Origin of the sequence: Bacillus bingmayongensis (assembly GCF_000299035.1) — a bacterium.
GTDB lineage: Bacteria > Bacillota > Bacilli > Bacillales > Bacillaceae_G > Bacillus_A > Bacillus_A bingmayongensis.
Genome location: NZ_AKCS01000005.1, coordinates 358,696 through 384,996, shown reverse-complemented (window position 1 = coordinate 384,996; position 26,301 = coordinate 358,696). Strand labels below are relative to the sequence as shown.

Below are 26,301 nucleotides of genomic sequence, written 5' to 3'. Positions count from 1 at the left end.
AGGAGGATTTTTTAAGAGGGGCAAAGGTTTGGTTCTTTATTACATTTCTGAATTTTCATTTTTTAGCACTCATTTGTATATTTTATAATAGTTTTTTGATAAATTCACTGCACTTGCAGAGGATTCTTTTTTATGAAAGAAACGTCAATTTTCTTCATATATATATACAAATTGGAGAAATGGGGGAGCGCTATGCGCGATTACTTAATTAAGCCACTTGTTGGTCAGCCGTATCCGATGATTTCGCATGGAAAAGGTGTGTATTTGTATGATCAAAATGGCAATAAATATTTTGATGGTTCGTCAGGAGCGATTACGGCAGGTATCGGACATGGCGTAACAGAGATTGCGGAAGTGATTAAAAAGCAGGCAGAGGAGATTGCTTTTGTGTATCGCTCACAGTTTACGAGTGAGCCAGCTGAGAAGTTAGCAAAGAAGTTAAGTGATTTAAGTGTAGGAGATTTGAACTGGAGTTTTTTTGTAAATAGTGGTACGGAAGCGAATGAAACGGCTATGAAAATCGCGATTCAACATTTTCAAGAGCGCGGTATTCAAGGGAAACATAAAATTTTGTCGCGCTGGATGAGTTATCACGGTATTACGATGGGAGCTTTATCAATGTCGGGGCATCCACTTCGTCGTCAGCGATTTGTTTCTATTTTGGAAGATTATCCAACTGTACCAGCGCCGTATTGTTTCCGTTGTCCGGTGCAGAAAGTGTATCCAACTTGTCAGCTGTCTTGTGCGACTGAGCTAGAACGAGCAATTGAGCGGATTGGTGCAGAACATATTGCAGCTTTTATAGCTGAACCAATTATCGGTGCAGCAGGCGGTGCAGTTGTACCACCGAAAGAATATTATAAAGTGATTAAAGATATTTGTAGCCATTATGATATTTTATTTATTGCCGATGAGGTTATGACAGGTCTTGGGCGTACAGGTGCATGGTTTGCGATGGAGCACTGGGGCGTGGAACCGGACATCATGACGCTAGGAAAAGGACTAGGTGCAGGTTATACACCGATGGCCGCGACGGTTGTGAGTGACCGTGTGATGGAACCGATTTTACGAGGATCACGTTCAGTTATGAGTGGTCATACGCTAAGTGCCAATCCTTTATCGGCAGCGACAGCTTTAGCGGTTATTGAATATATGGAGAAACATAATTTACCTGAAAAAACAGCTGAAAAAGGAGAATATTTAATAAAAGGGTTGCAGAAAGTTCAGCAGCAATCGACAATTATTGCCGATGTGCGCGGAAAAGGATTCCTGATTGGAGTAGAATTGCAACCGTTTACAAAAGCATCTGAGCTCATTTCAGTCGCAGCGAAAAATGGACTTCTTCTATATCAAGCTGTATCAGGCCAAGCAGGAAAAGAGGATAGTGCGCTACTTGTTGCACCGCCGATGACAACTACATATTCTGAGTTAGATGAATTACTTGAGATTTTTGCGAAAAGTGTGGAAGAGATGATGCAAAAAGGAGGACATAGTATCGCATGACAACCATTACAAATACATTCGGCAAATTAAAAGCAATTGATGAAGTTATTTCGTTTTTTCATGATGATATGACGTTAATGTTTGGAGGATTTGGCGGGATTGGGTCTCCTCCATCATTAATACAGGCCATTGTAGAAAAAGGCATTTCAAACTTACATTTAATCGGAAATGATACAGGGTTTCCGGATGTAGGGATTGGACGCCTCGTAACAAAAGAACGAGTGAAATCATTAATTACTTCTCATATTGGTTCAAATCCAAATGCGGGAAGACAGTTAAATGAAGGACGATTACAGATCGAGTTTTCACCTCAAGGAACGCTAGCAGAGCGAATTCGTGCAGGTGGTGTTGGACTCGGTGGAATTCTTGTCGATGTCGGTATCGATACGATTGTGGAGGAAGGAAAGCGAACAGTCGAAATGAATGGGAAAACATATTTAGTGGAACCGGCTTTAACTGCAGAGGTATCGATTGTATATGCGAAAAAGGCGGATCCGTTTGGGAATCTTGTGTTTGATAAGAGTGCTCGTAACATGAACCCACATGTAGCGATGGCTGGAGATATTACAATTGTTGAGGCAGAAGAAATCGTACCACTCGGAAGTTTAGATCCTGAGGAAATTATTGTTCCAGGTGTTTTTGTAAATTATATTGTGCCGTCGGAAGGAGTGAATTGGAAATGGGTATGGGAGTAGAGGTGCGAGATAAGATAGCAAGGCGTGCTGCGAAAGAGATTCAAAATGGAATGATTGTAAATTTAGGGATTGGGATCCCTTCTCTTGTACCTAACCATTTGCCTGAAGATATGCATGTTATGTTCCAGGCGGAAAATGGTATCGTTGGAATGGGTCCAACGCCAAGTAAAGGAAACGAAGATGAAAACTTATGTAATGCGGCTGGATTGCCGACGTCACTCATTACAGGAGCAAGTTATTTTGACAGCTGCACAGCATTTGGAATGATTCGAAAAGGATTGCTTGATATAACAATACTTGGTTCACTGCAAGTAAGTGAGAAAGGAGATTTAGCAAATTGGATTGTTCCAGGGAAACGGGTTCCTGGTATTGGCGGAGCGATGGATTTAGCGCAGAAAGCAAAGCGGGTCGTTGTTGTGATGAACCACGTTGATAAGTATGGGAATGCAAAAGTTGTTTCAGAATGTACGCTTCCATTAACATCGAAAAGGTGTGTGGATTTAATTATTACGGATATGGCTGTAATGGAAGTTACTTCTGAAGGTTTAATACTACAAGAATTAATGAGCCCTTACACAGTTGCGGATGTAAAACAACATACGGAGGCATCTTTTCATGTAAGTTCTAATTTACTTGTGATTGAATGAGAGGAGCAAACAAATATGGAGCAATTAAAAAAACAAGTATGTGATTATATTGAAAGTCATGAAGGAGAAAGTGTAAAGCTCTTAACACGATTAATTCAAGAAAAGAGCGTATCAGGTGATGAGAGCGGTGCGCAAGCAATTGTTATTGAAAAATTACGTGAGTTAGGCTTAGACCTCGATATTTGGGAACCTTCTTTTACAAAGATGAAAGATCATCCTTATTTTGTATCGCCAAGAACGAATTTTTCGGATAGCCCAAATGTTGTGGCGACGTTAAAAGGAAGTGGCGATGGAAAATCGATGATTTTAAATGGTCACATTGATGTTGTACCAGAAGGTGATGTGAATCAATGGGAACATCATCCTTATAGTGGTGAAAAAGTCGGGAATCGCATATACGGTCGTGGAACAACGGATATGAAGGGCGGAAATGTGTCTCTTATGCTGGCAATGGAAGCAATTGTTGAACTGGGTATTGAATTAAAAGGAGATATTCATTTTCAGAGTGTAATAGAAGAAGAGAGTGGTGGGGCAGGTACGTTAGCAGCGATTTTAAGAGGCTATAAGGCAGATGGTGTTATTATTCCAGAACCGACAAATATGAAATTTTTCCCGAAACAGCAAGGTTCAATGTGGTTTCGCCTACATGTGAAAGGAAAAGCAGCACATGGTGGTACACGTTACGAGGGAGTTAGTGCAATTGAAAAGAGTATGTTTGTCGTTGAACATTTGAGAAAACTAGAACAGAAGAGAAATGAACGGATTACAGATCCATTATACAAAGGAATTCCAATCCCAATTCCAATCAATGTTGGGAAAATTGAAGGTGGTAGCTGGCCAAGTTCTGTGCCAGATTCGTTAATTTTAGAAGGAAGATGTGGAATTGCGCCGAATGAGACTATAGAGGCGGCAAAAGAAGAATTTGAAAATTGGATAGGGCAATTAAAGAATGTAGATCCATGGTTTGAAGAATATCCAGTAGAAGTAGAATGGTTTGGAGCAAGGTGGGTCCCAGGTGAATTAGAAGAGGATCATGCACTTATTACAACACTTCAAGATAATTTTGCTCAAATTGAAGGCAGAAGTCCAATTATAGAAGCATCGCCATGGGGAACAGATGGGGGATTATTTACACAAATCGTTGATGTACCAACTATAGTATTTGGGCCAGGAGAGACAAAGGTAGCCCACTATCCAAATGAATACATTGAAGTGGATAAAATGATTGCCGCAGCAAAAATTATTGCATGTACATTACTAGACTGGTGTGAGGTGAAAAAATGAAATATTATGAATCATTTAAAGAACAGACGAACCATTATACTGTAGAAGGAGCGTTAGATTATTTTAATAAACGTATCAGGGTAGATCATTATACAGGAAATGTAGAAAGTCTCATGCAAAAAATAGAAGAATTAGCAGAGAAGCATTCTTTCACCAAATGTATTATAAAAGGAAAGGGAGAGCATGTTTCGGCGTGGCTCTCTTTTGGCTTTTTATTAGAAGCGACGATTCCTCATTATTTTCAAGGACATGATGCATACTTTCTTGTAAAATACCGTGATGATGAAAGACGGAATAGTATCCAGTGGATTGATGAGGACCACATTATAAATGGTGTAAGAGAAAAGGAAGTAAAGGAGAAACAAATTCCTGAGAAATTTGTCTTACGGAAAGCGACAGAAGCAGACGCGGAAGAATTGGCAGGTGTATTCGGGAAAGTGTTTGAAATTTATCCGACACCGCTAAATGAAGCGGACTATATCATTAAGACAATGAAGGAAGATACAATTTATTATGTGTATGAATCAGAGGGACGCATTATTAGTACTGCTTCAGCGGAGATGAATGTGAAAGAAGGTAATGCGGAATTAACGAATTGTGCAACTTTACCTGAATATCGAAAACATGGATTTATGAAAAGTCTACTCATCAAGTTAGAAGAAGAATTACAAGAGAGAGCAATCTTTTGTTCTTACACAATCGCACGTTCGCTTTCATTTGGCATGAACGCAGCTTTTCATCAGCTGGGATACAAATACACAGGTAGACTAGCAAATAATTGTTATATTTTTGATAAATTAGAAGATATGAATGTATGGGTGAAGGATTTATCCTACATTAACAGGAAGTAAGAGCTTCGCCATACAAAATTAGAATGCTCGATTGTTACGGGATAACCATCAGTGGGGGATGAAGCCCCCACTGATTAAAGTTTCACTTTATCACTTATTAGTTGAAAAATAATGATATGAAATAAATAGAAAAATAGAACGGAATCGTAATGCTTATAATCGCACACAGGGATGCTGGAAATCTGGCATGTAAATTGCTGGATTTTCGGCAAGAGGGGGGATGACATTGCTGGCAGTTTCGACACAAGAAGTCATTGAAGCGATTTTGGGCAGTATTGATGAAGCTATTCATGCGGTGGATGAAAATGGTATTACAATTTTTTATAATACTGTTGCTGCAAAACATGATGGGTCAAAGATTGAGAATGTATTAGGGAAGCATTTATTAGAAGCATTCCCGTCTTTATCAAGAGAAACGAGTACACTTATGAAAGTTTTAGATACAAAAAAGCCGATTTTGCATCAAGTACAGCGGTATCAAAATTTAAACGGTGAAGACGTATGTACTGTAAATACTACATTACCTATTTTTATAGAAGATAAAATTGCAGGTGCTGTTGAAATCGCAAAAGATTATTCGACGATTCAAAAATTAACAGATACTATTGTCGATTTACAATCAAAAATGAAGCGATCTTCTAGGAAGAAGTTAATAAAAAAACACGTTGCCTTTAATACAATTGTGACGGATGATTCCCGCTTTAAACAAACGAAAGATTTGGCGCAAAAGGTAGCTCCAACAGACGCAAATGTTTTAATTTACGGAGAGACAGGGACTGGAAAAGAATTATTTGTACAAGCGATTCATGAGGCTTCAAAACGGAAAAACAAACCGTTTATTGCCCAAAACTGTGCAGCTCTTCCGGAATCTCTTTTAGAGAGTTTATTATTTGGAACAACAAAAGGTAGTTATACAGGCGCTATTGAGCGCGCGGGGTTATTTGAACTTGCAGATGGAGGGACATTATTTTTAGATGAATTAAATTCGATGCCCCTTGATCTGCAAGCAAAAATGCTCCGAGCATTAGAAGATGGAGTGATTCGTCGCATAGGTGATAGTAAGACGAGAAAAGTCGATGTTCGTGTGATTACGGCGATGAATCAACCTCCAGAAGTATGTTTACGTGAAAATAAAATTCGGACTGATTTATATTATCGTTTAAATGTATTTTCGTTATATATTCCACCGCTTCGTGAGCGAAAAGAAGATGTATTATTGTTAGCGTCTTATTTTTTAAAAGACTATAACAAAGAATATAAAAAACAGGTACTCTATATGGATAACGAGACGAAAGAAAGGTTACTCGCGTATCATTGGCCTGGAAATGTAAGAGAGTTAAAACATACCATTGAACACGCTGTTATTATTGCAGAAGGAAGTTCATTAACGGTTAGTTGTTTACCACGAACATTTCGAAAAGAAGTAGATTCAAAGAAAAAGAAGAAATGTATTCTCCCGTTACGTGAAGCACTTAATCAAACAGAAAAAGAATTAATTGATCGAGCGCTAACGGAAACAGATGGGAATATTTTGCAAGCTGCTAAATTACTAGGTATTCCAAGACAAACATTGCAATATAAATTAAATAAGTATGACAAAACCGCCGAATAATCGGCGGTTTTTGTGTGTTTGCACCGATAAAAAAGCGTTTACATATAAAGAAAGTAATGAATATTGTATTGAATAGGGCACCATTTAAAATAAGAAAAAATATTTTTTCTCATATTTAATAGGGTATCTTTCGTCATCACTAATTGAACACGCAGAGTTGGCACGATTATTGCTTATTTAAATGGTGAGCGTAAAAAAAGGGGGAATAGCAATGTTACATGATGTATACAAACCAAATCGTCACTGGAAAGATATCGAATTATGGAAAGATGTTACAGAAGAGCAATGGAATGATTGGGTTTGGCAATTAACGAATACGATCAAAACGTTAGATGATTTAAAGAAAGTAATTAATTTGACACCAGAAGAAGAAGAAGGTGTTAAAATTTCAACGAAAACGATTCCGTTAAATATTACACCGTACTATGCTTCTCTTATGAATCCTGATGATCCACGCTGTCCGATTCGGATGCAATCTGTACCGATTTCGGAAGAATTATATAAAACAAAATATGATTTAGAAGACCCGCTTCATGAAGATGAAGATTCACCAGTCCCAGGTTTAACACATCGTTATCCAGACCGCGTTTTATTTCTAGTAACAAATCAATGTTCGATGTATTGTCGTTATTGTACACGTCGTCGTTTTAGTGGACAAATTGGAATGGGTGTTCCGAAAAAGCAACTAGATGATGCAATTGCTTATATTAGCGAAACACCGCAAGTACGTGATGTTTTAATCTCTGGTGGTGATGGTCTTCTTATTAATGATAAAATTTTAGAATACGTTTTAAAGAATTTACGAGCAATTCCGCATGTGGAGATTATCCGTATCGGAACGAGAGCTCCAGTTGTATTTCCACAACGTATTACAGAAAATCTATGTAATATTATTAAAAAATATCACCCAGTGTGGTTAAATACACACTTTAATACTTCTATTGAAATCACAGAAGAGTCTAAATTAGCATGTGAAATGCTTGCGAATGCAGGTGTTCCAGTAGGGAACCAAGCGGTTATTTTAGCTGGAATTAACGATAGTGTACCAATCATGAAAAAGCTGATGCACGATTTAGTGAAAATTCGTGTTCGTCCGTATTATATTTATCAATGTGATTTATCGGAAGGTATTGGTCATTTCCGTGCTCCGGTTTCTAAAGGATTAGAAATTATTGAGGGACTACGTGGACATACTTCCGGTTATGCTGTACCAACGTTCGTTGTCGATGCTCCAGGTGGAGGCGGAAAAATCGCCCTTCAGCCAAACTATTTAATCTCACAAAGCGCGGATAAAGTAGTGCTTCGTAACTTTGAGGGAGTTATTACAACGTATCCAGAACCAGAAAACTATGTACCAGGAAGAGCAGAAGGTTACTTTAAAGAAATTTATCCAACATACGAAGAGAAGCGTTCGGATATTGGTGTAGCAGGATTGATGAGTGATAAGAAATTTAATCTTGTTCCGGATGACCTGCAACGTATGAATCGCCGGAAAGATTATGAAACAAATGAAACGCATTCTTCTTTAAAAGATAAACGAGATAAACGTGATCAGTTAAAGGATAAAAAATATCAAGCCCAAATGGCGAAGTTAGAAGAAAATAAAGAAGCTGAGGGTGACGCAGTATGAATTGTATGTGGTGTGACAGTACAGAAGCGAAAGAAAGTCTGAATACTGTATATTGGGAATTGCCAGATGGTACAAAAGCCATTGAAATTCAAAAGACACCATGTATCTCTTGTTCATCATGTGGAATGGACTATCAGCCTGATCATGTTGTAAAAGAAATAGAAGATCAGTTGTTTTTAATTTATACAAAAGATTTACCCAAACAATTAACATATGAAGAGTTGATGGAACGCCCACGTCTACTAAAGAGAAATTATTTCGACTTTTAACCAGCGATTATGCTGGTTTTTTTCTTTTCTCCCTTGTATAATGTACCCAAGTTAGAAAGGTAGGGAATATTTTTGAAAAAGTCATTTTATCACTATATGATGAAGCACCGTGCGTCTTTAATCAAAAATGAAGTATCAGATTTAGCTGAAGCTATGTATGATGATTTAAGTTTTCCGAAGCAATCAGAAGATTACGATGAAATTAGTTCGTATTTAGAATTAAGTGGATTACTGGACAGTATGTCTATTTTTGATGAGGCGTGGGAGCTATACATACAAGAAAGATAACGATCACATATATCTGTATGAATACATCACTCTATAAAAAGTGATGTATTTTTTTATTGAAAAATTTTGTGAATATAAGCTCAGGTGATAAGCGTTTTTCTATCGTTTGCATATACTGGTATCAAAATCACGACTTTAAAAAGGAGAGATATAAATGGCAAGAAAAAAACAACCTAAATATAATGTGGGAGATATAGTCGTGATTACGCTATATGGTACTGTTGGTAAAATCACAAATATGAAAATGTTAGATGGTGTATATGTATATGAAGTTAATAATCATGATGGGTATTATGTAGAACAAACGCTTCAGCATGTTACGGAACAAGAAATGAAAAAAGGTGAAACAGAATGGGTTGAATTACGCTATCATTTTACTTTCGGTGATCTTGTGCAAGTTACGGGATATGATAAAGATGTTTTTCGGATCGTTGGGTTTCGCACAGAGGTGTGGCGGTATAAAAATGATGCTTGGGAAGATACAATATATGAATTATCGAGAATTACAGATGGTGAGTGGTTAGAAGCTGATGAATCAGATTTAACCTTGCTTGCGAATGCACAAACTGCTAATGCTATCTTGAAAAAAATAAAACAAGATAAAGCAGGGATGAATAAATTAGATTTAGGAAAATTGAAGTCAATAAACAACTCAAAAAAGGTGAGTATTAAAACAAGCAGACAAGAAATTATTGATGGATTACTAGATATTTATAATGACTATCAATTATTATACGAAACATTTCAAGATGAAGAATATAAAATTGTTATGGATGTCGTCCATAATTATTTAGTTAAATTAACAGAGAAAAAATAGCTAGAAAGCAAGAAGGAACTGAACAAAAATATATGCTGTGTAAGGTATACCTACAATCGTTAAAAAAATAATAAGCCCTTTGATGACAGAGTCTGCCCATTTATCCTCATGCATGAACTCTTCTTTTCTTTGCTCTATTTCATATTGATATTCCATAGTTATTTCCCCCTTCAAATAGCTTGTACTACATCGTATGCTGTAAATTGAAGCGATATGACAGACAAGTATGATATAGAAAAGAAAATCTATTTTTCTAATCTTGTATACATAATTTTGAAATTTCTTCATAAAACAGAAATAAAGGAGTGATGCTCATGAAGGAAATTGAAGTCGTAATTGATACGGAAGAAATTGCGGAGTTTTTTTATGAGCAACTAATTGAGAGAGGGTATGTACCAAAGCGAGAAGAGATTGAAGATCTCGCTGATATTACATTTGAGTATTTACTAGAAAAGTGTATGATTGATGAAGTGTTTGATGAGGATGAAGGCTGAAAGCAACGACGGGACCTACTCGTCGTTTTTTTACACTTCAAAATTATTTCTTTACAAACTTGTCACAAACATAAAGGACTATTATTGGTATAATAAAAAGAAAATTTCAAATAAGAGGTGAAGGGATGTTCAAAAAAATTATTGATTCTTTACTAGGAAAGAAAAATAGATATCGTTCCTATTCAAGTAGTGATTATCGTCATAGAGGTCGCTCGTATTCAAGTAGTGATTATAACAAGAGAAGAAATTCTCATGGCTATGGACATCAGCACTATAAAAGAAAACGTAAAAGTCGTAGTTTCTTTTCAAGTAGTTGATGAAGTGGCGTGACATACTTGCTTGGTTTGATAGACCGTTGCGCAATAGTACAATTGTTACGCAGCGCTATAAAATTGAATCAGTAATTGGAATGGGCAGCTATGGCTTTACATATATCGTTTTTGATTTGCAAACGAAAGAAAAAAAGGTTTTGAAACAATTAAGACAAAGTAAGCAAAGGTATATGTCGGGGCGAAAATCATTTGCACAGGAACAAGCAATATTAGAACAGTTAGATCATCCGGCAATACCAAACTTATATGATAGTTTTATATGGAAAAAGCAGCCGTTTTTTGTAATGGAGTATATGTCAGGTAAAAATTTCGAAGACTTCATTTTCAGAGATGGACATGTATATGAAGAGCATGAGGTTTTTCATATTTTATATAAAGTACTTGAGCTTGTTTCTTATTTTCATAGTAAAGGTATTATTCATCGAGACTTACGAATCCCTAATATTTTAATGGAAGAGGGGCAAATTAGCATTATCGATTTTGGGTTAGCTAGATTTATAGAAGAAGTCGATGAGCGGGCCTGTACCTATGAAGGAGAACAAGCCTATATGCGAGAAGTTCACTATCGTAGTGACTTCTATGCACTAGGTCACTTTACATTATTTTTATTATACTCTGGCTATGAATCTACTGTAAAAGAGGAAAAGCCATGGTATGAAGAGTTACAGCTAGTGAAAGAAAACCGTGAAATTATTATGCGGATGCTACAGATGAAGACTCCATATTATGGGGATGTACAAGATGTTAGAAAAGATGTACGCCATGCATTAGAAAGGATGGGGGATACATGTTTCAAAAGTTTTTAGCAAGCGTTGGAATAGGAAATGCAAAAGTGGATACAGTTCTTGAAAAAGATGAATATTTAGTAGGGGAAGAAATTGTAGGTGTGGTTCATATTACGGGCGGATCAGTTGGTCAACAAATTGAAAGCATTTACTTAACACTATCGACATCGTATATACGAGAAGTAGATGATAAAAAAGTAAGTACTACATTCGATTTAAAACGAGTACGTTTAACGGAGCCTATTACGATATCTCCAAATGAAAAAGTAGAAATCCCATTTTCATTCCCGATGCCAATTGAAGCGCCGCTTACATTTGGCATGAAAACAGTTTGGGTTCATACAGGCCTTGATATTAAACGAAGTATTAACCCGAGTGATCGTGATTACGTTCAGGTGTTACCGAATGCATTATTTAACAGTGTTTTAGATAGTGTAAATCAATTAGGATTTAGGCTTCGTCAAGCAGAGTGTGAAGAACTACCGCATCGTTTCCGTGCTAATATTCCATTTGCGCAAGAGTTTGAGTTCATTCCAGTTTCGGGGCAGTATTATGGTAAATTGGATGAATTGGAATTATTAATTTTACCACGTGCGTATGATCGATTGGATATTGTTATGGAAGTAGACAGAAAAGCCCGTGGGCTAGCAGGTTTATTTTCAGAAGCATTAGACTTAGATGAAAGAGTCGTTCGTTTTACTGTAACGCGTGAAGACATTCCAACGATGCAGCAAAAAATTAACAATTATATTTCTTAATAAATGATGCATAAAAAAGAAATTGAGAGGAAAACTAAAACAACCGCTCCATTTTTTATTTTTATATAGTGAGGTTATGTATGTGAAACGATATCGACATGTATACTTGTTAAGCCTATTACTTATTTGTTTTGTCGGATTATCACTTTCGTATCATACCGCTTGTGTTGAGAAATTTGATGATGTTATTACCAAATTTATTCAAAGTTTTCGGAACGATTATTTGACAGCTTATTTCACTTGGATGTCTTATATTGGTTCAAAAAAAATATATTTCCCGTTATTAATCATAGTTGCAATGTACTTTCTCATTCGAAAAAGGTTGTTAGGTGCGTTGTTTTTAATCATTAATTATTATGGATCCCGTCACCTTAACAGCCTCCTGAAATTATGGTACGAACGACCAAGACCAGATGTGTCACAGCTTGTTACAGCTACAGGATATAGCTTTCCAAGCGGTCATACGATGAATGCTACAGCATTTCTAGGGTTTATCGCTTATGTAACAATCACAGAGCATCGTATTACACTGCATAGAAAGTTGCTGATTATTTTTATTACATGTTTCGTTATATTTTCTATTTCTGTTAGCCGTGTATATCTTGGGGTCCATTATCCGTCCGATATATTAGCAGGCTGGGCAGCAGGGGGAAGTTGGCTCATTTTATGTATTATGTTTCACGAAGCATTCATCAAAAAAGAATCTATGTCATCATAGGTTCTTTTTGCATGGGTTCAACATGAATATGTGTGTGTAAAATTCCAAATTTTTGTTCTAACATTTCTTCAATTTTATCGGTAATACGATGACTTTTACTCACGTCCATCCGAGCATCTACTTCAATCGTAATATCCACATACGTTTGGTTCCCATACATACGGGCACGAATATCAACAATATGTTCAACACCAGAAATAAGCTTGACAGCTTGTGAATATTCCTCCATTTTATCTGGATCAATGCCATCGGTTAACATATGAGAAGCTTCTACAAAGATGTCCCATGCAGTTTTGCAAATGATAAAGCCAACAATTAAGGCCGCGATTGGATCGAGGATAGGCATATGGAACTGAGATGCGACAATGCCTACAACTGTACCGATACTAACGAGGGCATCTGATAAATTATCTTTTGCTGCGGCTTCTAGTGCTTTACTTTTTGTACGCTGTGCAATTTTATTATTATATTTGTACACGATGTACATGACGACAGCACAAAATAATGCAACCCACGCTGCAAGAACATTTGGTGCTGTTTTTTGCGGATTAAAAAATGATTGTATTGCACTTACGATAACTTCTAAACCAACCGTTGCCATAATAAAGGAAGCAACAAGTGAAGCGATTTGTTCTGCACGCGAATGACCATATGGATGATCCGGGTCACGAGGCTTTCGAGAAATTTTTAAACCGATTAATACAGCTAAAGAAGCACCGATATCTGTTAAATTATTTAAACCGTCTGCACGTAATGCGCTGGAAAGAGCAATATAACTAATTACAATTTTCAGTGATGATAAAAATATGTAGGCGATAATGCTGACGATGGCTCCTTTATCAGCTTCTTTATTAGAAAGTGAATTCATAACGATCACTCACCTTTCTGTTAGGAATTTCTTTCTATTAATAGAGTATCAAACGAAACTCATGTGGGTCTATACAAACATTGTTGACGCTTTATAGGTTTTTAAGTAGGGGGTAACAAAGTTAGCTTAGGGCAAAAAGATTAATATATGTGCATCAATAATATTTCTAATTATAATTAAGATGAAAATATTAGTAGTATATGGGGGAATAAAAATCAGTGAATAAAAAGGCAACAATTAAAATAGGGACATTGTTTACACTTTTATTAGTTGTATGTGTTTTTTATGGGTATAAGAGTTTAAATAGTTTTTTACTCTGGGATGAACTCGGTAATTTAAAGATGATTTCAAGTGATAAAGAAGTTGCAGATGGTATGTACTTTGTACGAGGAAAGATATATTCTGAACATGTAACAGGAGATGAAACGCTACTTGCTGATGGGTATGCGGTTGTGAATCGAATTCAAAAGAAAAAAACGACATACTTTACACAGACTTCTTCACCAAATCGTTCTTTATGGAGTAGCGGTCAAGCGACAGCTTTTTATAATGAATCAATATATATTGGAAATAAAGAATTAAAATTAGTAAATAAAGAAAATGTGTCTCTTGAAACACCCTTTATGGAATAAAATAATCAGAATGTAATTTCAACAAGAATAAATGATATTCAGGCGAATACTACTAAGTTATCAGATGGAACAAAACGCTTTTATTCATTTAGAACAGTAGAAAATAAAGAAAATGTAGTTGTGCTTGGGTCAGTAGATGGAAAAATAATAATAGAATTACCTAATAGATATGGGAAATCTGTTTATATTGGAAATACTAAGGAACAAATTATAGATAGATTAAAGAGTGAAAACAACAAAAATTGGATGTACTTTTCTGTCCTTGTTGTATTAACCAGTATTAGTGGGTTTGTATTATATATGTATGGGAAAGGAAAATGGACAAAAGATGTTTTTGTTTTTACATTTTTCGGGAGGAAGATAAATTAAAGGGGACGCTTTTTTTGCGTCCCTTTTTTATTACATACATATTTTTTGAATTAATACGCTTCTAAAAACTCAGTAACTTGCTCTTCTGTTTTTGCATTTGCACTATGTAAATGACCAAGTTTTTCACCATTTTGATACACTAATAAGCTAGGAATTCCCATTACTTGATATTCTTCCGCAATACTTGGGAACTCATCTTTATTAATAGAATACCATTCAAACTTATTGAACTCTTCCATTACATCTCCGATAAAGTTGTCCATACGTACGCAATCTGGGCACCATGTAGTGAAGAACTTAACTACTACTGGCTCCTCGCTTGCGATAATGTCCTTGAATTCCTTGTCACTCTTGATTTCTTTCATGTTTTTTGCTCCTTTCAATTTTATACGAATCTGCTAGTATTTTTATGCAAAACCCGTATTTGCAAACATTAGTGTTTTTGAAATAGATTGTTTGCAAAATCTTTAACTGCTTTCTCTTGTAGGCCTGGTACAACATGTGAGTAGGTGTCTAATGTGATGCCTATTTTTTTATGTCCTAATCGTTCACTTACAATCTTCGGATGAATACCTTGTTTCAACATTAGAGTTGCATGGGTATGCCTTAGATCATGGAACCGAATATCAGGAACCTCACTTTTCTTTATAAGCTTTTTCCAGAGCTGTGTCAAACTTCTGAAATTGCAAGGATTACCGTTAAAGGTAGGGTAGACTAAATCATAGTCGTTATATTCACTTCCATAACGTTCTTTTCCTACATTTATTCGCTCATGATGTTCCTCTAAAGCGTGTAGTGTAATTTCAGGAAGTACGATTAAACGTTTTCTAGTAGATGTCTTTGGTTCATGAAACTCTTTTGTGATATGAGAAAGGGAACGGTTCACGGATAATGTTCTTCTTTCAAAATCAATATCCTTCCATAAATATATTGATAGTAACGTCGCCATATATTTAAATTCAGTCAAGTTTAAAAAAGAAAGACGGTTAGTTCTAATCAACAACGGATTTGCTGAATCTAAATCTAACAGAAAAATAAATAACGAAAAGTTCTTTTGGCGAACAGAAACGAAAGTTGGTGAAGATGCGAAGGGAATGATGCATGCACTAAGTAACGATAAGATAGGCATTATATATTCTAGCTCTTCTCTAGTGTTTTATAAAATCTCAAAAGAATAGGGGTGATTACATGATTTTCGTAAGATTAACCAGCGATGGTGATATCGAATCTATACACTACATGCCGTTTGATGAGCGTTATGGATTAGGGAAAACAGAAGAAGAACTTCGTATAGAAGGAATTTTAGTAGAAGCGTTACCAGCCAAGGAAGAACTTAAAGGAAAAGAAGCAGTTTTAAAATATGATCCAGTCAAAGGATTCTATTACGAATATGTAGACATTCCCCTTTCACCTGAGCAGCAAGAACTTGATGAACTCAAAAGAAATCAAGAATTGATGCAACAAGCACTAGATGAGTTAATTATCACAAATTCTACACCGGAAGGAGGTGTAGAACAAATGGCCGAGTATATGGCGCAGCGTATCATTGACCAGGCATTTACCTATGATCTCATCATTTCAAAACTGAAACACTTTAAAGAGCGAATCGATAAATACTTAACTGACAACGGAAGAGCAGATTTAATCACAAGTAGCGCACAATAGTGGGCTTTTTTTATTTTGGAAAAGGAGTGAAATAATGGATCGTATCGATGTATTAACAAAATCATTTATAGCAGGATTAGGTGGTTTCTGTGGTTATTTCTTCGGAGGGGGGATGCAGTATTGCAGATTCTAGTAATTATGGCAGCTATTGATTATTTAACAGGAATGATTGCAGCTGGATATAACGGAGAACTTAAAAGTAAAGTTGGTTTCAAAGGCATCGCTAAAAAAGTGGTGCTTTTTTTATTGGTTGGAGTATCTGCACAGTTAGATGCTGCATTTGGAAGTAACAGTGCAATTCGTGAAGCGACCATCTTCTTCTTCATGGGTAATGAGTTGCTATCAATCTTAGAAAACGCAGGGTGCATGGGTATCAAATTACCTTCGGCTCTTACAAATGCTGTTGAGATTTTGGGTGGTAAACAAAAATAAAATGAAAAGGGTGACGCTTAATGAAAAAATCATTTAAACTCGTTTCCTATGTATTTATGACCTCACTGCTTCTGTTTAGCCTTACTACAGAAGCTTTTGCAGATAGAACTCTTATTATTGATGGATTACCTAAAACTCCTTATCGTTATGGTGTAGGTGCTTACGAAGGCGTTGTAGCTCATTCTACAGCAACTCCTGAAGCACCAGCTATTAATATCCAAAAATACGAATCTCGTACATGGCATTCAGCTTTTGTACATTATGTAGTTGACTGGAATGAAACAATCAAAATTGCTGATACAAAATACATCGCTTATGGTGCAGGACCAGGTGCAAATAAACGTTTTGTACACGTTGAGCTTTGCGAGACAAGAGACTATGGGAAATTTAAACGCTCATATGAGAAGTATGTTAAATTGTTAGCAAAAATTTTAAAAGATAACAATCTATCTGTAGAAAAAGGATTGTGGACTCATTACGATGTAACACACTATTTAGGCGGTACGGATCATGAAGACCCACTTGATTATTTACGTAGTCATGGCGTATCAGAAGCTCAATTCCGCGCTGATGTAAAACGCGCATATAATAACAGTGATGTTTCTGTTCCAGGGCAACCATCAAAACCAGCAGAAGTTCCAACGGCTGTAACAGATGGTATTGCCTATATTGAAGGATACAATGTTAACTTACGTAAAAGACCAGATACAAGCTATTCTGTAATTCGCCAACTTAACAAACCAGAGTCATATGTTGTGTGGGCCGAAAAGGATGGATGGTTAAATCTTGGAGGGAATCAATGGATTAAATACAATCCTTCTTATGTAAAATTCGATAAGAAGAGTACTGTTGATTCATCTATTGTTGGAAAACGCGTAGTGTCCAAAGTGGACAACCTACGTTTCTATGATTCTGCTTCTTGGGCAGATAAAGATGTTGCTGGTACTTTAGATGTAGGATTAGGATTTACCATTGATGTAAAGGTAGCTGTGAATGGAGCGCCACAATACAAAGTACACAACAGCAAGGGTAAACTATGTAACTGCTAGCGAAGCATATGTATTTATGAAGTGAAAATCCGACTCATAAGAGTCGGATTTTTTATCATACTTTAGATTTTCTGCTTTCCATATTAAATACATTTTGCATAAATTATTAATTGCTTTTTATTCAACACCAATAACAATCCATTCACTTATATAATTCCAAAAGTTAACGTTATAATTAGGTAGCCTCTTTGCTTACCAAAAGGTAGCCAAAGTTGGCTTCCCGCTTGTCTGATTTATTCAAACTTTCTATTTAATAGGAATTATAATTTGTAGAAACAATATACTCTTATACATAAAGTATTCAGCATGACATTACAGTACAGACTCTCGCTCAATATCGAAAATGTCTATGTCATTTTGCTCAAATAAATCTTCAAGCTTATTTGAACCATTTTGTTGAGCAAATAAATATTCTTTTTCTGATATTGGGACGGCAAGCAACCATGCAACTTTTTTGTCTGGGAAATGCATTGTTTGTAACTGATCTTCCCACAGAAATGGTGGCACAAAAAACATATGTTTCATTTCACTATTAGGATAATAAAACTTCAACACATCCAAAAATACTTGACCTGGATAGATTGGCATTTTTGAATTGATTACACAAAAAGCACATGTTGCTAGTACATTTGCATAATTATTATAAGCTGTTGCGCTCGCACCAACAATTTCTACTCGTAAAGACTTTTCATCTATAGATCGTCCTATTGAATGCATATACAAGCCAATAGTAGAATACGATGTAACCCCATCACAGGGTCTATCTCCTGTTGATAAAATATCTATATTACTTATACTATTATCATCCCAATAGTTAGAAACAACAGGATTACCTCCAAACACTGTTAAAGCTGATTTAGCAATTATTTTACTTTCATTTGATATCCCCATTTTACTCTCCTATCTTTCGCTAATAATTTTTAATAATTTCAGTCTCCAAAATAATCATCCGTTAAATCTTCACCTTTATGACTCCTATTCGATGACGGAAGTTCAGGGCGGTAATGATCAGGATTGTTATGTTCATCTAAAAACTGTTCTCTTGTTATTCCTCTTTCTTCAGCACTTTTTTTATGCTTTCTAAATTCATAACCTGGTAAATGCCCCATATCCCAAGGCTCATCTTTATTCATTATTTATTGGATCCCTTACGAGACCATCTTCACCTTTAGCATTGTCCCAGACTTTATCTTTTACGCCCTTTCTATATCCTGAAGGTCTTGTGTAAGTTTTATCGCCTGAGTCACTTTCAATACCATTTTCTTTTTTATACTTATCCCAAGCCTTACTCATTTCATCCTTACTATATTTACCTTTGTTGGCAGTTTGAAATTCATTCCATGTCGATGGGTTAGAACTACTACCACCAGAAGACGGAGAAGACTGGAATTTTTGAAGAGTATCCTTAGCATTTTGAATTAATTTATGCCAAACATATCCACCATGTGTAATAGCACCAACACCAGCCGCTGTAGCAACTGCATCTAATGGAAGAACAATTGGTGATGCTAACCCACCACTTCCTACTTCTGCGACGAAGGTTAAGAAATTAGCCCCGCCTATGACTGAAATACATTCAAAAATTTCTACAATAGATCCTACCGTTGATATAACATGTCCAGTAAACCTTCCAGCTTGATAAGTTGCCTTGCTTTCTAATTTATCATTATCAGGTGGTGTTAGTCTCGTTAAAAATAAATAAAGTTTCTTATAGGACGTTGTCCACTATGGACAAACTATATAGGGGAATAAATAGATAAACGGAAGAGTAAATATAATAATATGTTCTTAAGTGAATAGTTATTTTCATAATTGGTACAAATTTATATTTGGAGGCGTATTATGAAAAAGAAATTAACGGCTATATCAGTTGGTTATATTTTAATCTTAAGTGCATGTGAAAGTAATACTGTATCTAGTGGAAATGAATATGAGTTTGCTGGTACGTGGGAATTAATTGATGAAGATGTCAGCAATACAACGTGTCCTCCAACGATAAAATTTACAGGAAAAGATGAGATGGTATTGGAAGGAGAAGTTCCAACAGGAGAACATCAAATTATGGAGGTTAAATATACAAGGGTATTTGAGGATCAGTTTAAACTAAGAGCTATTGCTTCTAAGGTCGATGGAAAAACACAAGAAATCAATGAAGATGAAGAACAAACTATAAATATGAAAAAAGATGATGATAGGTTACGTCTAGAGCATCAAAGGGAGTCTTGTACTTATTCATTAAAGTAATTCTTTATTTTAGATATCATTTTATTGATAATGCGTTCAAAAGCACTCATTAAAGAGTGCTTTTTTTATTGGGTAAATCGGACGTCTAAAAAGATGTGCTCGAATTGGAGCTATTAAGTACAGTGGTAAGGGGGATGCGAAAAGCGAGTCCCTTCTTGGGGCAGCGTCACATCACCATCAAGTTAAGATTTTGAAGTATCTCCAAAACGAAAAAAGAATTTATTACGTAGCCATAAAAATAGGTAATAATGTTTTTATTTATTAGGGAGTTCAGATAAAACACTCCAAATCATCAATTAAATTATGAAATTTTTAAAATTCCATAATTTAATTGATGATTTGCGTCATAATGGCAGTGAGAGTGATGAGTAATAGAAGAAATGCAATGGAGGTTTTTAGTAGAAGAAAATCTTCTCTCAAAACTTCTAACAGGTTTTCTAACGAAGTGAAAATTTATGATTAATTTCAAAAGGGAAATAGTCGCTGATATGTCCTTCAAACCTTTACAATAAAGGGATTACTAAACTTATATAAACTCTTATAAATTCTCGTTCTTCACCCGTACACAATCTGGGCACCATGTTGTGAAGAACTTAACTACTACTGGCTCCTCGCTTGCGATAATGTCTTTAAACTCTTGCTCTGTTTTAATTTCTTTCATGTTTTTTGCTCCTTTCAATTTTATACGAATCTGCTAGTTTTTTTATGCAAAACCCGTATTTGCAAACATTAGTGTTTTTGAAATAGGTTATTTGCAAAATCTTCTACAGCTTTTTCTTGAAGCCCTGGTACAACATGTGAGTAGGTGTCCAATGTGATACCTACGCTTTGTCCTAATCGTTCACTAACAATCTTCGGGTGAATACCTTGCTTTAACATTAGAGTTGCATGGGTATGTCGTAGATCATGGAACCGAATATCAGGAACCTCACTTTTCTTTATAAGCTTTTCCACAGCTGTGTCAAACTTCTGAAATTGTATGGGTTATCGTTAAAGGTAGGGCAGACCAAAGCATAATCGTTATATTCGCTTCCATAACGCTCTTTTTCTACATTTATACGCTCATGATGTTCCTCTAAAGCGTGTAGTGTAATTTCAGGAAGTACGATTAAACGTTTCCCAGTAGATGTCTTTGGTTCATGAAACTCTTTTGTGATATGAGAAAGGGAACGGTTCACGGATAATGTTCTTCTTTCAAAATCAATATCCTTCCACTTTCTCCTGAAGAAAAAGAAATTGAAGAACTCAAAAGAAATCAAGAGTTGATGCAACAAGCTTTAGATGAGCTCATTATCACAAACTCCACACCGGAAGGAGGTGTAACAAATGGCTGAGTACATGGCGCAACGTATCATTGACCAGGCATTTACCTATGATTTCATCATTTCAAAACGGAAACACTTTAAAAATCAGTTCACTTATAAAAAAGGTGATGTAGGGGAAGGAGATGAGAAACAATGTTGATTATTCTTCATCTGTAACTTTCTCTTCTAAAGTCCTATGTTTCTATGATTCTCCTTCTTGGCAGGATAAAGATGTTGCTGGTTTTGTAGATGAAGGATTAGGATTTGTAATTGATGTGAAGGTAAGTATGAGTCTTCTCACTATAGAGTTCAAAACAGCCGTGGGAAAGTTTTTTATAAAATCAATTAATAATTTCTTAATCGGATAATAAATTTTAGTATTCATCTTCAAACAGACAATTATATATGGTAACCCCTGTCTCTTTTAACTCTAACGAGATATTCTCCACTTCAGTGTTCAACGTGTCTATGTTGAGACTCTTTATTCCGTTATTGTTTAGAAATTCTAAGATATTATTTTCTATGTTCTTAGATTCATCATTGTATGGAGAGAACTCCTCAACTAAATTGACTGTACCATTATCGTGTCTATATCTTAAATGTTTAATCATTGCATATGGTGCAATTGCGGAAATCAATAGCATTACACAGTTAACTTCTGATTGTTTTTGAACATAGTTATTGAATTCCACACTACCGAAACGACATTCCGCATCTAGTGGTAGGAGAACATAAGAAAAACATGTTGAATAGCTAAAATCGGTAGTATTGTCAATACTGACGTTTGGTATTTCGTTAATTTTTTCATTCCAAAAACTTTTATTAACAAACTTTGATAGAATATATTGAAAGTCACCTTGCTTATATAACTTATTAACGATTTTTAATATTTCATTACTCATAATTATTCTCCTTTATTGTACGGGATAGCCATGGATATTGCCTTTACCATCCATATGAACCTTTACCCTAGTTTCTCCATTGGGACCTATTGGTCTCCCGAAATCAAATATTTTAACACTGCCATCTGGTTTCACAGATGTTCCTTTTACCCATGCTTCTTGAGTTTCTTCTACTCCATGTGAAGTGAACCCTGAAAATGGGACACACATCAAAACACCTAAACTACCTGTTCCTTATATTCTTTAGGGGATAGGTAGTTTAATTTTTCCTGAATTCGCACACAATTGTAGTAATGAATGTATTCTAACACAGTCTTTCGCACAGTTGTGTTGGATACTTTTGTTAGATTTTGTGAGTAGAAAGCTTCGCTTTTCAAATGTCTGAAGAAGCTTTCCATCACGGCATTATCATGGCAGTTTCCTTTCTGAGACATGCTTGTGATAATGCCTTTTTCTTTGGCATACATCTGAAATTACTTTGCTGTATAGATGCTTCCTTGATCCGAATGAAGAAGGACACCTTCTGCATTTCGTCCTCTTAATGCTTGTTTTAATGTCTCTATAGATAATTGAAGGCTAGGTGATTCACTTATCACCCAGCTAATAATTTTACGATTAAAGGCATCCATGATTGTGGAAAGATACAAGGTACGTCCTCCGAATGTCAAATATGTTACATCAGCAAACCATTTTTCATTAGGAGCTGATGCTTCAAATTGTCGATCTAAAAGGTGTGGTGCTACCACAGGTTCAGCACCAGTGATATACCTTTTTTTCTTACGACGTACACGTGATAGTAAATCGTAATGTTTCATAATGTGTAATACCTTTTTATGATTGATACAAACCCCCATTTTTCTAAGGGTAGCTGTAATCCTTCGGTATCCATAACGGAGTTTATGACGTAAACACACCTTTTTAACTGCCTTCTCTATTTCGCTTGTAGAAACTTGTGCTGTGTTTACCCAACGATAGAATGTTGAGCGTGGTAAGCCTAACACTTTACACAGTTCTTTTACAGTCATTTTATCTTTCACTTCATTCCATAGCTGAGCTACGATAACTGGGTTCAACTCCTTTTGATTTCCAGGTACTTTCCCCATACAAGTAATTGAGCCTTTAAATGTTTGTTTTCCAAACGTAACTGCTCTATTTCACTTAACTCCCCAGGTCCTTTTCCGTAAGAATACTGTTTACCTACAGGTTGTTAGAAACGATGAGTTTGATCTGTATGATACCAGTTCATCCATCTTTTAATTTGACTTACAGTTTTAATCCCTAATGTTTCCATAATTGTTCGGTTAGAATAACCTTCCTTTTTCATTTCAACGACTTTCCATTTTATTTCTTCTGGATAATGAACTCTTTTCTTCAAATGAAACACACCTCCATTTAACTCGCATTTAGTATGCGAATTAAGGAGGTGTTTTTTCATGTCCCATTAATGGGGTTCACTTTACGTGAATGGAAGTGTCTTTCTTGTGGTATGCATCATGATAGAGATGTCAACGCAGGACAAAATCTGAGAAAAGAGGCCTTAAGGCTTCTAACCGTAGGGACTACGGGGATTGCCTACTCATAAAGCCGAGGGATACTTTGGTGTTCGTAGGAATCCCCCATTTCAAACAGTTCGTTAGACTGTTAAGTGGGGGTAGTTCAAGGAAAGGAAAAGCATTTCCAGAGAATGTGCAGATATAGAAAGATTGATTTTGCTTATCTCGGTATGAGGGGCAAGTAGCTGGACGAATGGGAACGATTGTTGGAAATTATAAAACAAATTTATTCGTTGTGTTGGATGGAGATTTTGAGAGGTGTAATGTCCATCCTTGGTGGGAAATTGCTTACTTCGACGAAGAAGGCAATGTTGTTAGGGTTTATCGGAAAGGGGTGTATGCGATATAAGTAAAAAATGAGGACAAGCAGTCGTACCTGCCGTCCTCATTAGGAGAAAGATTACTTTGGATAGGAACTACGAATAACCAGAAAACACGCTCATAAATAGTGTTAACGCAAATTTAAATATATATACAACAAAATGGGATAAGCAAAAAATGCTTATCCCAAGAAGGGTAATTTAGGAGAAATTCAAAACACCAAAATGACTCGTATTGGTAAACAGGTTCGTAGATAGTATATGTGAAATGAAAAAAATTATACGAAAAGCAGATAGCTCTTTATGCCATCTGCTTACGTTGAAAATTATGTTTTCTCAAAAAACAGTAGTACAACAACTCACTTATAGGTAGTGTGTAAGGATTAAAAAAATTTATACAAAAAAATGGCAGGAACGATTTTCGTTGCCTGCCGGTGGGTCGAATGAGTTAGCCAATTGTAATAAATTGCTTTCTCATTACAAGAAGAGTGAAGCCGCTAGTTCGAACGGCTTATAGATATTGTTTTCTGTAGGGTGGAATTTATACATGATGGTTTTGTCAGGAAATAAAAAAGAAACAGCTATATACGCTGTTCCTTACACGGAGTATCAAGAAAGGTTGCAGAAACGCCTAATCGTGTTGTAAACCAGTGTTGAAGGCGTAACAATATTGTCTGCAAAAAGTTAAAAAATATACAGAGAAAGCAGATAGGGGAAGAAACTACCTGCTTGCTACTGTAAACAAAAGAAAGAGTACCAGCCGAGGATTAAGCGGCTTGGAGATAGTATGTATTAATTTTGAAAATTTATCATTTCCCGACAGAAAACTCCCACCTCAAGGAATGGGTAGGACATGGTCCAATGAGTAGGTGGGAGATGAATGGCGGTTAGGCAAAAGCCTAACGGTTCTTCTTGTTGAAGAGTTAGTATGAGGTATCGGAATCAGTTCGTTCCTATAGAAGGAGAATGATGCAGTAAGAAGCATTCTTACATATAAGGAATGGTTCCATCATAAAAGTCCGTCCATATGTATACATTTTTGAAGGGTGACAGAGGAATTTCGACAAAAAAGAAGAAATGATACGAGAGAAGTATTTTTTGGGGTACATTCTGATATCGTTCTCATAAATATCGTGAAAAAAGCATGTAGAAAAACCAAAATAGGAAGTGAGGTGGAAAGTGGTGCTCGTCCATAAAGCGTATAAGTTCCGGATCTACCCTAGCGAAGAACAAAAAATACGTATTGCGAAAACAATTGGTTGCTCTCGTTTTGTATTCAATTACTTTTTGGCAAAATGGAATGATATATATAAAGAAACAGGAAAAGGATTAACCTATGGCACTTGTTCTTCGCAATTACCTGCTCTCAAAAAAGAATTTGTATGGCTAAAAGAAGTGGACAGCACGGCTCTTCAATCTTCTCTTCACAACCTTGCTGACTCGTATTCACGATTTTTCAACAAACAAAACAAAGCACCTCGGTTTAAGTCGAAAAACAATAAAGTCCAATCGTATACAACGAAGCACACGAATGGGAACATCGCGATTGTAGGTAATAAAATAAAGTTACCGAAACTTGGCCTTGTCACGTTTGCAAAAAGCCGTGAGGTAGAAGGACGCATTTTGAGCGCTACTGTCAGAAGGAATCCAAGTGGAACATATTTTGTCTCGATTCTTGTCGAAGTAGAAGTGCAAGAATTGCCAAAGACAGGTTCCGATGTTGGTGTGGATGTTGGCGTGAAAAACTTCGCGATTCTTTCAACTGGAGCGATATTTGGCAATCCAAAATGGTTTCGGATATTAGAGAAGAAGCTCGCTCATGCCCAGCGTATTCTGTCTCGCCGTAGAAAAGGTGGAGCGAACTGGTATAAACAGCGAATCAAAGTGGCTCGTATTCATGAACGAATCACAAATGCAAGAACCGATTACTTGCAAAAACTTTCTACTATGATCATCAAAAACCACGATGTGATTGGGATAGAAGATTTGCAAGTATCCAATATGTTACAGAATCACAAGCTAGCGAAAGCGATTCAAGAAGTATCTTGGTCACAATTCAGAGCGATGCTTGCGTATAAGGCGAAGTGGTACGGTAAACAAGTCGTCGTGGTATCAAAAACATTCGCCAGCTCTCAACTTTGTTCGCATTGTGGCAACAAAAACAAAGACGTGAAAAATCTGGAATTGCGTGAATGGAAGTGTCTTTCTTGTGGTATGCATCACTCATAAAGCCGAGGGATACTTTGGTGTTCGTAGGAATCCCCCACTTCAAACAGTTCG

Annotated in this window: 28 protein-coding genes and 9 pseudogenes; 25 read left to right on the top strand and 12 right to left on the bottom strand. The window is 36.1% G+C overall.

All coding sequences use genetic code 11. From position 1 onward, the window contains the following. Positions 1 to 192: 192 nt before the first annotated feature. The 10 genes from Y7E_RS0102130 to Y7E_RS0102085 all read left to right on the top strand — a co-directional run bounded on the left by Y7E_RS0102130 (position 193) and on the right by Y7E_RS0102085 (position 9,596). A complete protein-coding gene (locus Y7E_RS0102130) occupies positions 193 to 1,503 on the top strand; it encodes an aspartate aminotransferase family protein (RefSeq protein WP_017149671.1) in 1,311 nt (436 codons plus the stop codon). Then, positions 1,500 to 2,198 carry a CoA transferase subunit A gene (locus tag Y7E_RS0102125; RefSeq protein ID WP_017149670.1) on the top strand — a complete coding sequence of 233 codons (699 nt, stop codon included), beginning with the start codon at positions 1,500 to 1,502 and terminating at the stop codon, positions 2,196 to 2,198. Before Y7E_RS0102130 ends, Y7E_RS0102125 begins: the two co-directional genes overlap by 4 nt. Then, a complete protein-coding gene (locus Y7E_RS0102120) occupies positions 2,183 to 2,845 on the top strand; it encodes a CoA transferase subunit B (protein ID WP_017149669.1) in 663 nt (220 codons plus the stop codon). The genes Y7E_RS0102125 and Y7E_RS0102120 overlap by 16 nt, the downstream gene beginning before the upstream one ends. A gap of 15 nt (positions 2,846 to 2,860) precedes the next feature. Further along, positions 2,861 to 4,129, top strand: coding sequence for a peptidase (locus tag Y7E_RS0102115; RefSeq protein WP_017149668.1), 1,269 nt, complete (start codon positions 2,861 to 2,863; stop codon positions 4,127 to 4,129). Continuing rightward, positions 4,126 to 4,980, top strand: coding sequence for a putative beta-lysine N-acetyltransferase (ablB, locus tag Y7E_RS0102110; protein WP_017149667.1), 855 nt, complete (start codon positions 4,126 to 4,128; stop codon positions 4,978 to 4,980). The genes Y7E_RS0102115 and ablB overlap by 4 nt, the downstream gene beginning before the upstream one ends. 220 nt (positions 4,981 to 5,200) lie before the next feature. Further along, on the top strand, positions 5,201 to 6,592 hold the full coding sequence (locus Y7E_RS0102105) for a sigma-54 interaction domain-containing protein (RefSeq protein ID WP_087957736.1): 1,392 nt from the start codon (positions 5,201 to 5,203) through the stop codon (positions 6,590 to 6,592). A 211-nt stretch (positions 6,593 to 6,803) separates the two neighbouring features. After that, on the top strand, positions 6,804 to 8,222 hold the full coding sequence (kamA, locus tag Y7E_RS0102100) for a lysine 2,3-aminomutase (RefSeq protein WP_017149665.1): 1,419 nt from the start codon (positions 6,804 to 6,806) through the stop codon (positions 8,220 to 8,222). Next, entirely contained in the window at positions 8,219 to 8,491 is a 273-nt protein-coding gene (locus Y7E_RS0102095; protein ID WP_017149664.1) for a YokU family protein, read from the top strand. The genes kamA and Y7E_RS0102095 overlap by 4 nt, the downstream gene beginning before the upstream one ends. A gap of 72 nt (positions 8,492 to 8,563) precedes the next feature. Then, positions 8,564 to 8,779 carry a YozE family protein gene (locus Y7E_RS0102090; RefSeq protein WP_017149663.1) on the top strand — a complete coding sequence of 72 codons (216 nt, stop codon included), beginning with the start codon at positions 8,564 to 8,566 and terminating at the stop codon, positions 8,777 to 8,779. Between the two features lie 154 nt (positions 8,780 to 8,933). Further along, positions 8,934 to 9,596 carry a hypothetical protein gene (locus Y7E_RS0102085; protein ID WP_017149662.1) on the top strand — a complete coding sequence of 221 codons (663 nt, stop codon included), beginning with the start codon at positions 8,934 to 8,936 and terminating at the stop codon, positions 9,594 to 9,596. Here the strand turns inward: Y7E_RS0102085 and Y7E_RS30860 are convergent, their stop codons facing one another. Then, the gene (locus tag Y7E_RS30860) at positions 9,597 to 9,752 is read right to left on the bottom strand and encodes a DUF3930 family protein (RefSeq protein ID WP_017149661.1); all 156 of its coding nucleotides are present in this window, start codon (positions 9,750 to 9,752) and stop codon (positions 9,597 to 9,599) included. It lies immediately after the preceding gene. Between the two features lie 158 nt (positions 9,753 to 9,910). On the opposite strand from Y7E_RS30860, the gene Y7E_RS0102075 reads away from it, so the two are divergent. From Y7E_RS0102075 to Y7E_RS0102055, 5 genes are all read left to right on the top strand, one after another. Beyond that, entirely contained in the window at positions 9,911 to 10,090 is a 180-nt protein-coding gene (locus tag Y7E_RS0102075; protein ID WP_003197525.1) for a YozD family protein, read from the top strand. Positions 10,091 to 10,215: 125 nt separating this feature from the next. After that, positions 10,216 to 10,407 (top strand): hypothetical protein, encoded by a 192-nt coding sequence (locus tag Y7E_RS0102070; RefSeq protein WP_017149660.1) that lies wholly within the window; start codon positions 10,216 to 10,218, stop codon positions 10,405 to 10,407. Then, complete coding sequence (locus tag Y7E_RS0102065; protein ID WP_017149659.1) at positions 10,407 to 11,228, top strand: serine/threonine protein kinase; 822 nt, start codon at positions 10,407 to 10,409, stop codon at positions 11,226 to 11,228. The genes Y7E_RS0102070 and Y7E_RS0102065 overlap by 1 nt, the downstream gene beginning before the upstream one ends. After that, positions 11,210 to 11,965, top strand: a complete 756-nt coding sequence (locus Y7E_RS0102060) for a sporulation protein (protein ID WP_017149658.1) — start codon at positions 11,210 to 11,212, stop codon at positions 11,963 to 11,965. Before Y7E_RS0102065 ends, Y7E_RS0102060 begins: the two co-directional genes overlap by 19 nt. 82 nt (positions 11,966 to 12,047) lie before the next feature. Beyond that, the gene (locus Y7E_RS0102055) at positions 12,048 to 12,683 is read left to right on the top strand and encodes a phosphatase PAP2 family protein (protein WP_017149657.1); all 636 of its coding nucleotides are present in this window, start codon (positions 12,048 to 12,050) and stop codon (positions 12,681 to 12,683) included. Here Y7E_RS0102055 and Y7E_RS0102050 read toward each other — a convergent pair. Next, complete coding sequence (locus Y7E_RS0102050; RefSeq protein WP_017149656.1) at positions 12,670 to 13,551, bottom strand: cation diffusion facilitator family transporter; 882 nt, start codon at positions 13,549 to 13,551, stop codon at positions 12,670 to 12,672. The two genes, Y7E_RS0102055 and Y7E_RS0102050, sit on opposite strands and share 14 nt — an antisense overlap. 218 nt (positions 13,552 to 13,769) lie before the next feature. Here Y7E_RS0102050 and Y7E_RS34130 point away from each other — a divergent pair, with 218 nt between their 5' ends. Beyond that, positions 13,770 to 14,183: a hypothetical protein gene (locus Y7E_RS34130; protein WP_017149655.1), complete on the top strand. Its 414-nt coding sequence runs from the start codon at positions 13,770 to 13,772 to the stop codon at positions 14,181 to 14,183. Between the two features lie 419 nt (positions 14,184 to 14,602). On the opposite strand, the gene Y7E_RS0102040 is transcribed toward Y7E_RS34130, so the two are convergent. Both Y7E_RS0102040 and Y7E_RS0102035 read right to left on the bottom strand, forming a co-directional pair. Beyond that, positions 14,603 to 14,917 carry a thioredoxin family protein gene (locus tag Y7E_RS0102040; protein ID WP_017149653.1) on the bottom strand — a complete coding sequence of 105 codons (315 nt, stop codon included), beginning with the start codon at positions 14,915 to 14,917 and terminating at the stop codon, positions 14,603 to 14,605. A gap of 68 nt (positions 14,918 to 14,985) precedes the next feature. Further along, the gene (locus tag Y7E_RS0102035; RefSeq protein WP_034277433.1) at positions 14,986 to 15,501 is read right to left on the bottom strand and encodes a site-specific integrase; all 516 of its coding nucleotides are present in this window, start codon (positions 15,499 to 15,501) and stop codon (positions 14,986 to 14,988) included. Positions 15,502 to 15,740: 239 nt separating this feature from the next. Between Y7E_RS0102035 and Y7E_RS33505 the strand changes: the two genes are divergently transcribed. The 3 genes and pseudogenes from Y7E_RS33505 (at position 15,741) to Y7E_RS28995 (ending at position 17,723) form a co-directional block, all read left to right on the top strand. Then, positions 15,741 to 16,217, top strand: a complete 477-nt coding sequence (locus Y7E_RS33505; RefSeq protein WP_017149651.1) for a hypothetical protein — start codon at positions 15,741 to 15,743, stop codon at positions 16,215 to 16,217. Between the two features lie 34 nt (positions 16,218 to 16,251). Next, a pseudogene (locus Y7E_RS29000) lies at positions 16,252 to 16,649 on the top strand (phage holin family protein). A 56-nt stretch (positions 16,650 to 16,705) separates the two neighbouring features. Beyond that, a pseudogene (locus Y7E_RS28995) lies at positions 16,706 to 17,723 on the top strand (peptidoglycan recognition protein family protein). A 287-nt stretch (positions 17,724 to 18,010) separates the two neighbouring features. Here the strand turns inward: Y7E_RS28995 and Y7E_RS0102010 are convergent. From Y7E_RS0102010 to Y7E_RS34125, 3 genes and pseudogenes are all read right to left on the bottom strand, one after another. After that, on the bottom strand, positions 18,011 to 18,589 hold the full coding sequence (locus tag Y7E_RS0102010) for a suppressor of fused domain protein (protein ID WP_017149648.1): 579 nt from the start codon (positions 18,587 to 18,589) through the stop codon (positions 18,011 to 18,013). Positions 18,590 to 18,627: 38 nt separating this feature from the next. Continuing rightward, a pseudogene (locus Y7E_RS0102005) lies at positions 18,628 to 18,931 on the bottom strand (HNH/ENDO VII family nuclease); the annotation flags it as partial. A gap of 132 nt (positions 18,932 to 19,063) precedes the next feature. After that, positions 19,064 to 19,381, bottom strand: a pseudogene (locus Y7E_RS34125) (hypothetical protein); the annotation flags it as partial. Positions 19,382 to 19,540: 159 nt separating this feature from the next. Between Y7E_RS34125 and Y7E_RS0101995 the strand changes: the two are divergent. Beyond that, positions 19,541 to 19,942, top strand: coding sequence for a hypothetical protein (locus Y7E_RS0101995; protein ID WP_017149645.1), 402 nt, complete (start codon positions 19,541 to 19,543; stop codon positions 19,940 to 19,942). A gap of 550 nt (positions 19,943 to 20,492) precedes the next feature. Here Y7E_RS0101995 and Y7E_RS0101990 read toward each other — a convergent pair. Together Y7E_RS0101990 and Y7E_RS28990 are read right to left on the bottom strand one after the other, a co-directional pair. Continuing rightward, positions 20,493 to 20,603 (bottom strand): annotated as a pseudogene (locus Y7E_RS0101990) (thioredoxin domain-containing protein); the annotation flags it as partial. A 68-nt stretch (positions 20,604 to 20,671) separates the two neighbouring features. Beyond that, positions 20,672 to 21,036 (bottom strand): annotated as a pseudogene (locus Y7E_RS28990) (tyrosine-type recombinase/integrase). Positions 21,037 to 21,268: 232 nt separating this feature from the next. Here Y7E_RS28990 and Y7E_RS33500 point away from each other — a divergent pair. Together Y7E_RS33500 and Y7E_RS34715 are read left to right on the top strand one after the other, a co-directional pair. After that, on the top strand, positions 21,269 to 21,406 hold the full coding sequence (locus Y7E_RS33500) for a hypothetical protein (protein ID WP_017149643.1): 138 nt from the start codon (positions 21,269 to 21,271) through the stop codon (positions 21,404 to 21,406). A gap of 34 nt (positions 21,407 to 21,440) precedes the next feature. Beyond that, positions 21,441 to 21,595: pseudogene (locus Y7E_RS34715) on the top strand (N-acetylmuramoyl-L-alanine amidase); the annotation flags it as partial. 25 nt (positions 21,596 to 21,620) lie between these two features. Here the strand turns inward: Y7E_RS34715 and Y7E_RS0101970 are convergent. From Y7E_RS0101970 to Y7E_RS28975, 3 genes and pseudogenes are all read right to left on the bottom strand, one after another. Then, the gene (locus Y7E_RS0101970) at positions 21,621 to 22,148 is read right to left on the bottom strand and encodes a hypothetical protein (protein WP_017149642.1); all 528 of its coding nucleotides are present in this window, start codon (positions 22,146 to 22,148) and stop codon (positions 21,621 to 21,623) included. Between the two features lie 12 nt (positions 22,149 to 22,160). Continuing rightward, entirely contained in the window at positions 22,161 to 22,358 is a 198-nt protein-coding gene (locus Y7E_RS28980; RefSeq protein WP_017149641.1) for a hypothetical protein, read from the bottom strand. Positions 22,359 to 22,366: 8 nt separating this feature from the next. Continuing rightward, positions 22,367 to 23,523: pseudogene (locus Y7E_RS28975) on the bottom strand (IS3 family transposase). An 81-nt stretch (positions 23,524 to 23,604) separates the two neighbouring features. Between Y7E_RS28975 and Y7E_RS33105 the strand changes: the two are divergent. The 3 genes and pseudogenes from Y7E_RS33105 to tnpB all read left to right on the top strand — a co-directional run. Next, positions 23,605 to 23,730, top strand: a pseudogene (locus Y7E_RS33105) (zinc ribbon domain-containing protein); the annotation flags it as partial. 164 nt (positions 23,731 to 23,894) lie between these two features. Next, complete coding sequence (locus Y7E_RS34115; protein WP_017149637.1) at positions 23,895 to 24,050, top strand: hypothetical protein; 156 nt, start codon at positions 23,895 to 23,897, stop codon at positions 24,048 to 24,050. 1,153 nt (positions 24,051 to 25,203) lie between these two features. Beyond that, entirely contained in the window at positions 25,204 to 26,250 is a 1,047-nt protein-coding gene (tnpB, locus tag Y7E_RS28960) for an IS200/IS605 family element RNA-guided endonuclease TnpB (RefSeq protein ID WP_017149636.1), read from the top strand. Positions 26,251 to 26,301 lie beyond the last annotated feature (51 nt).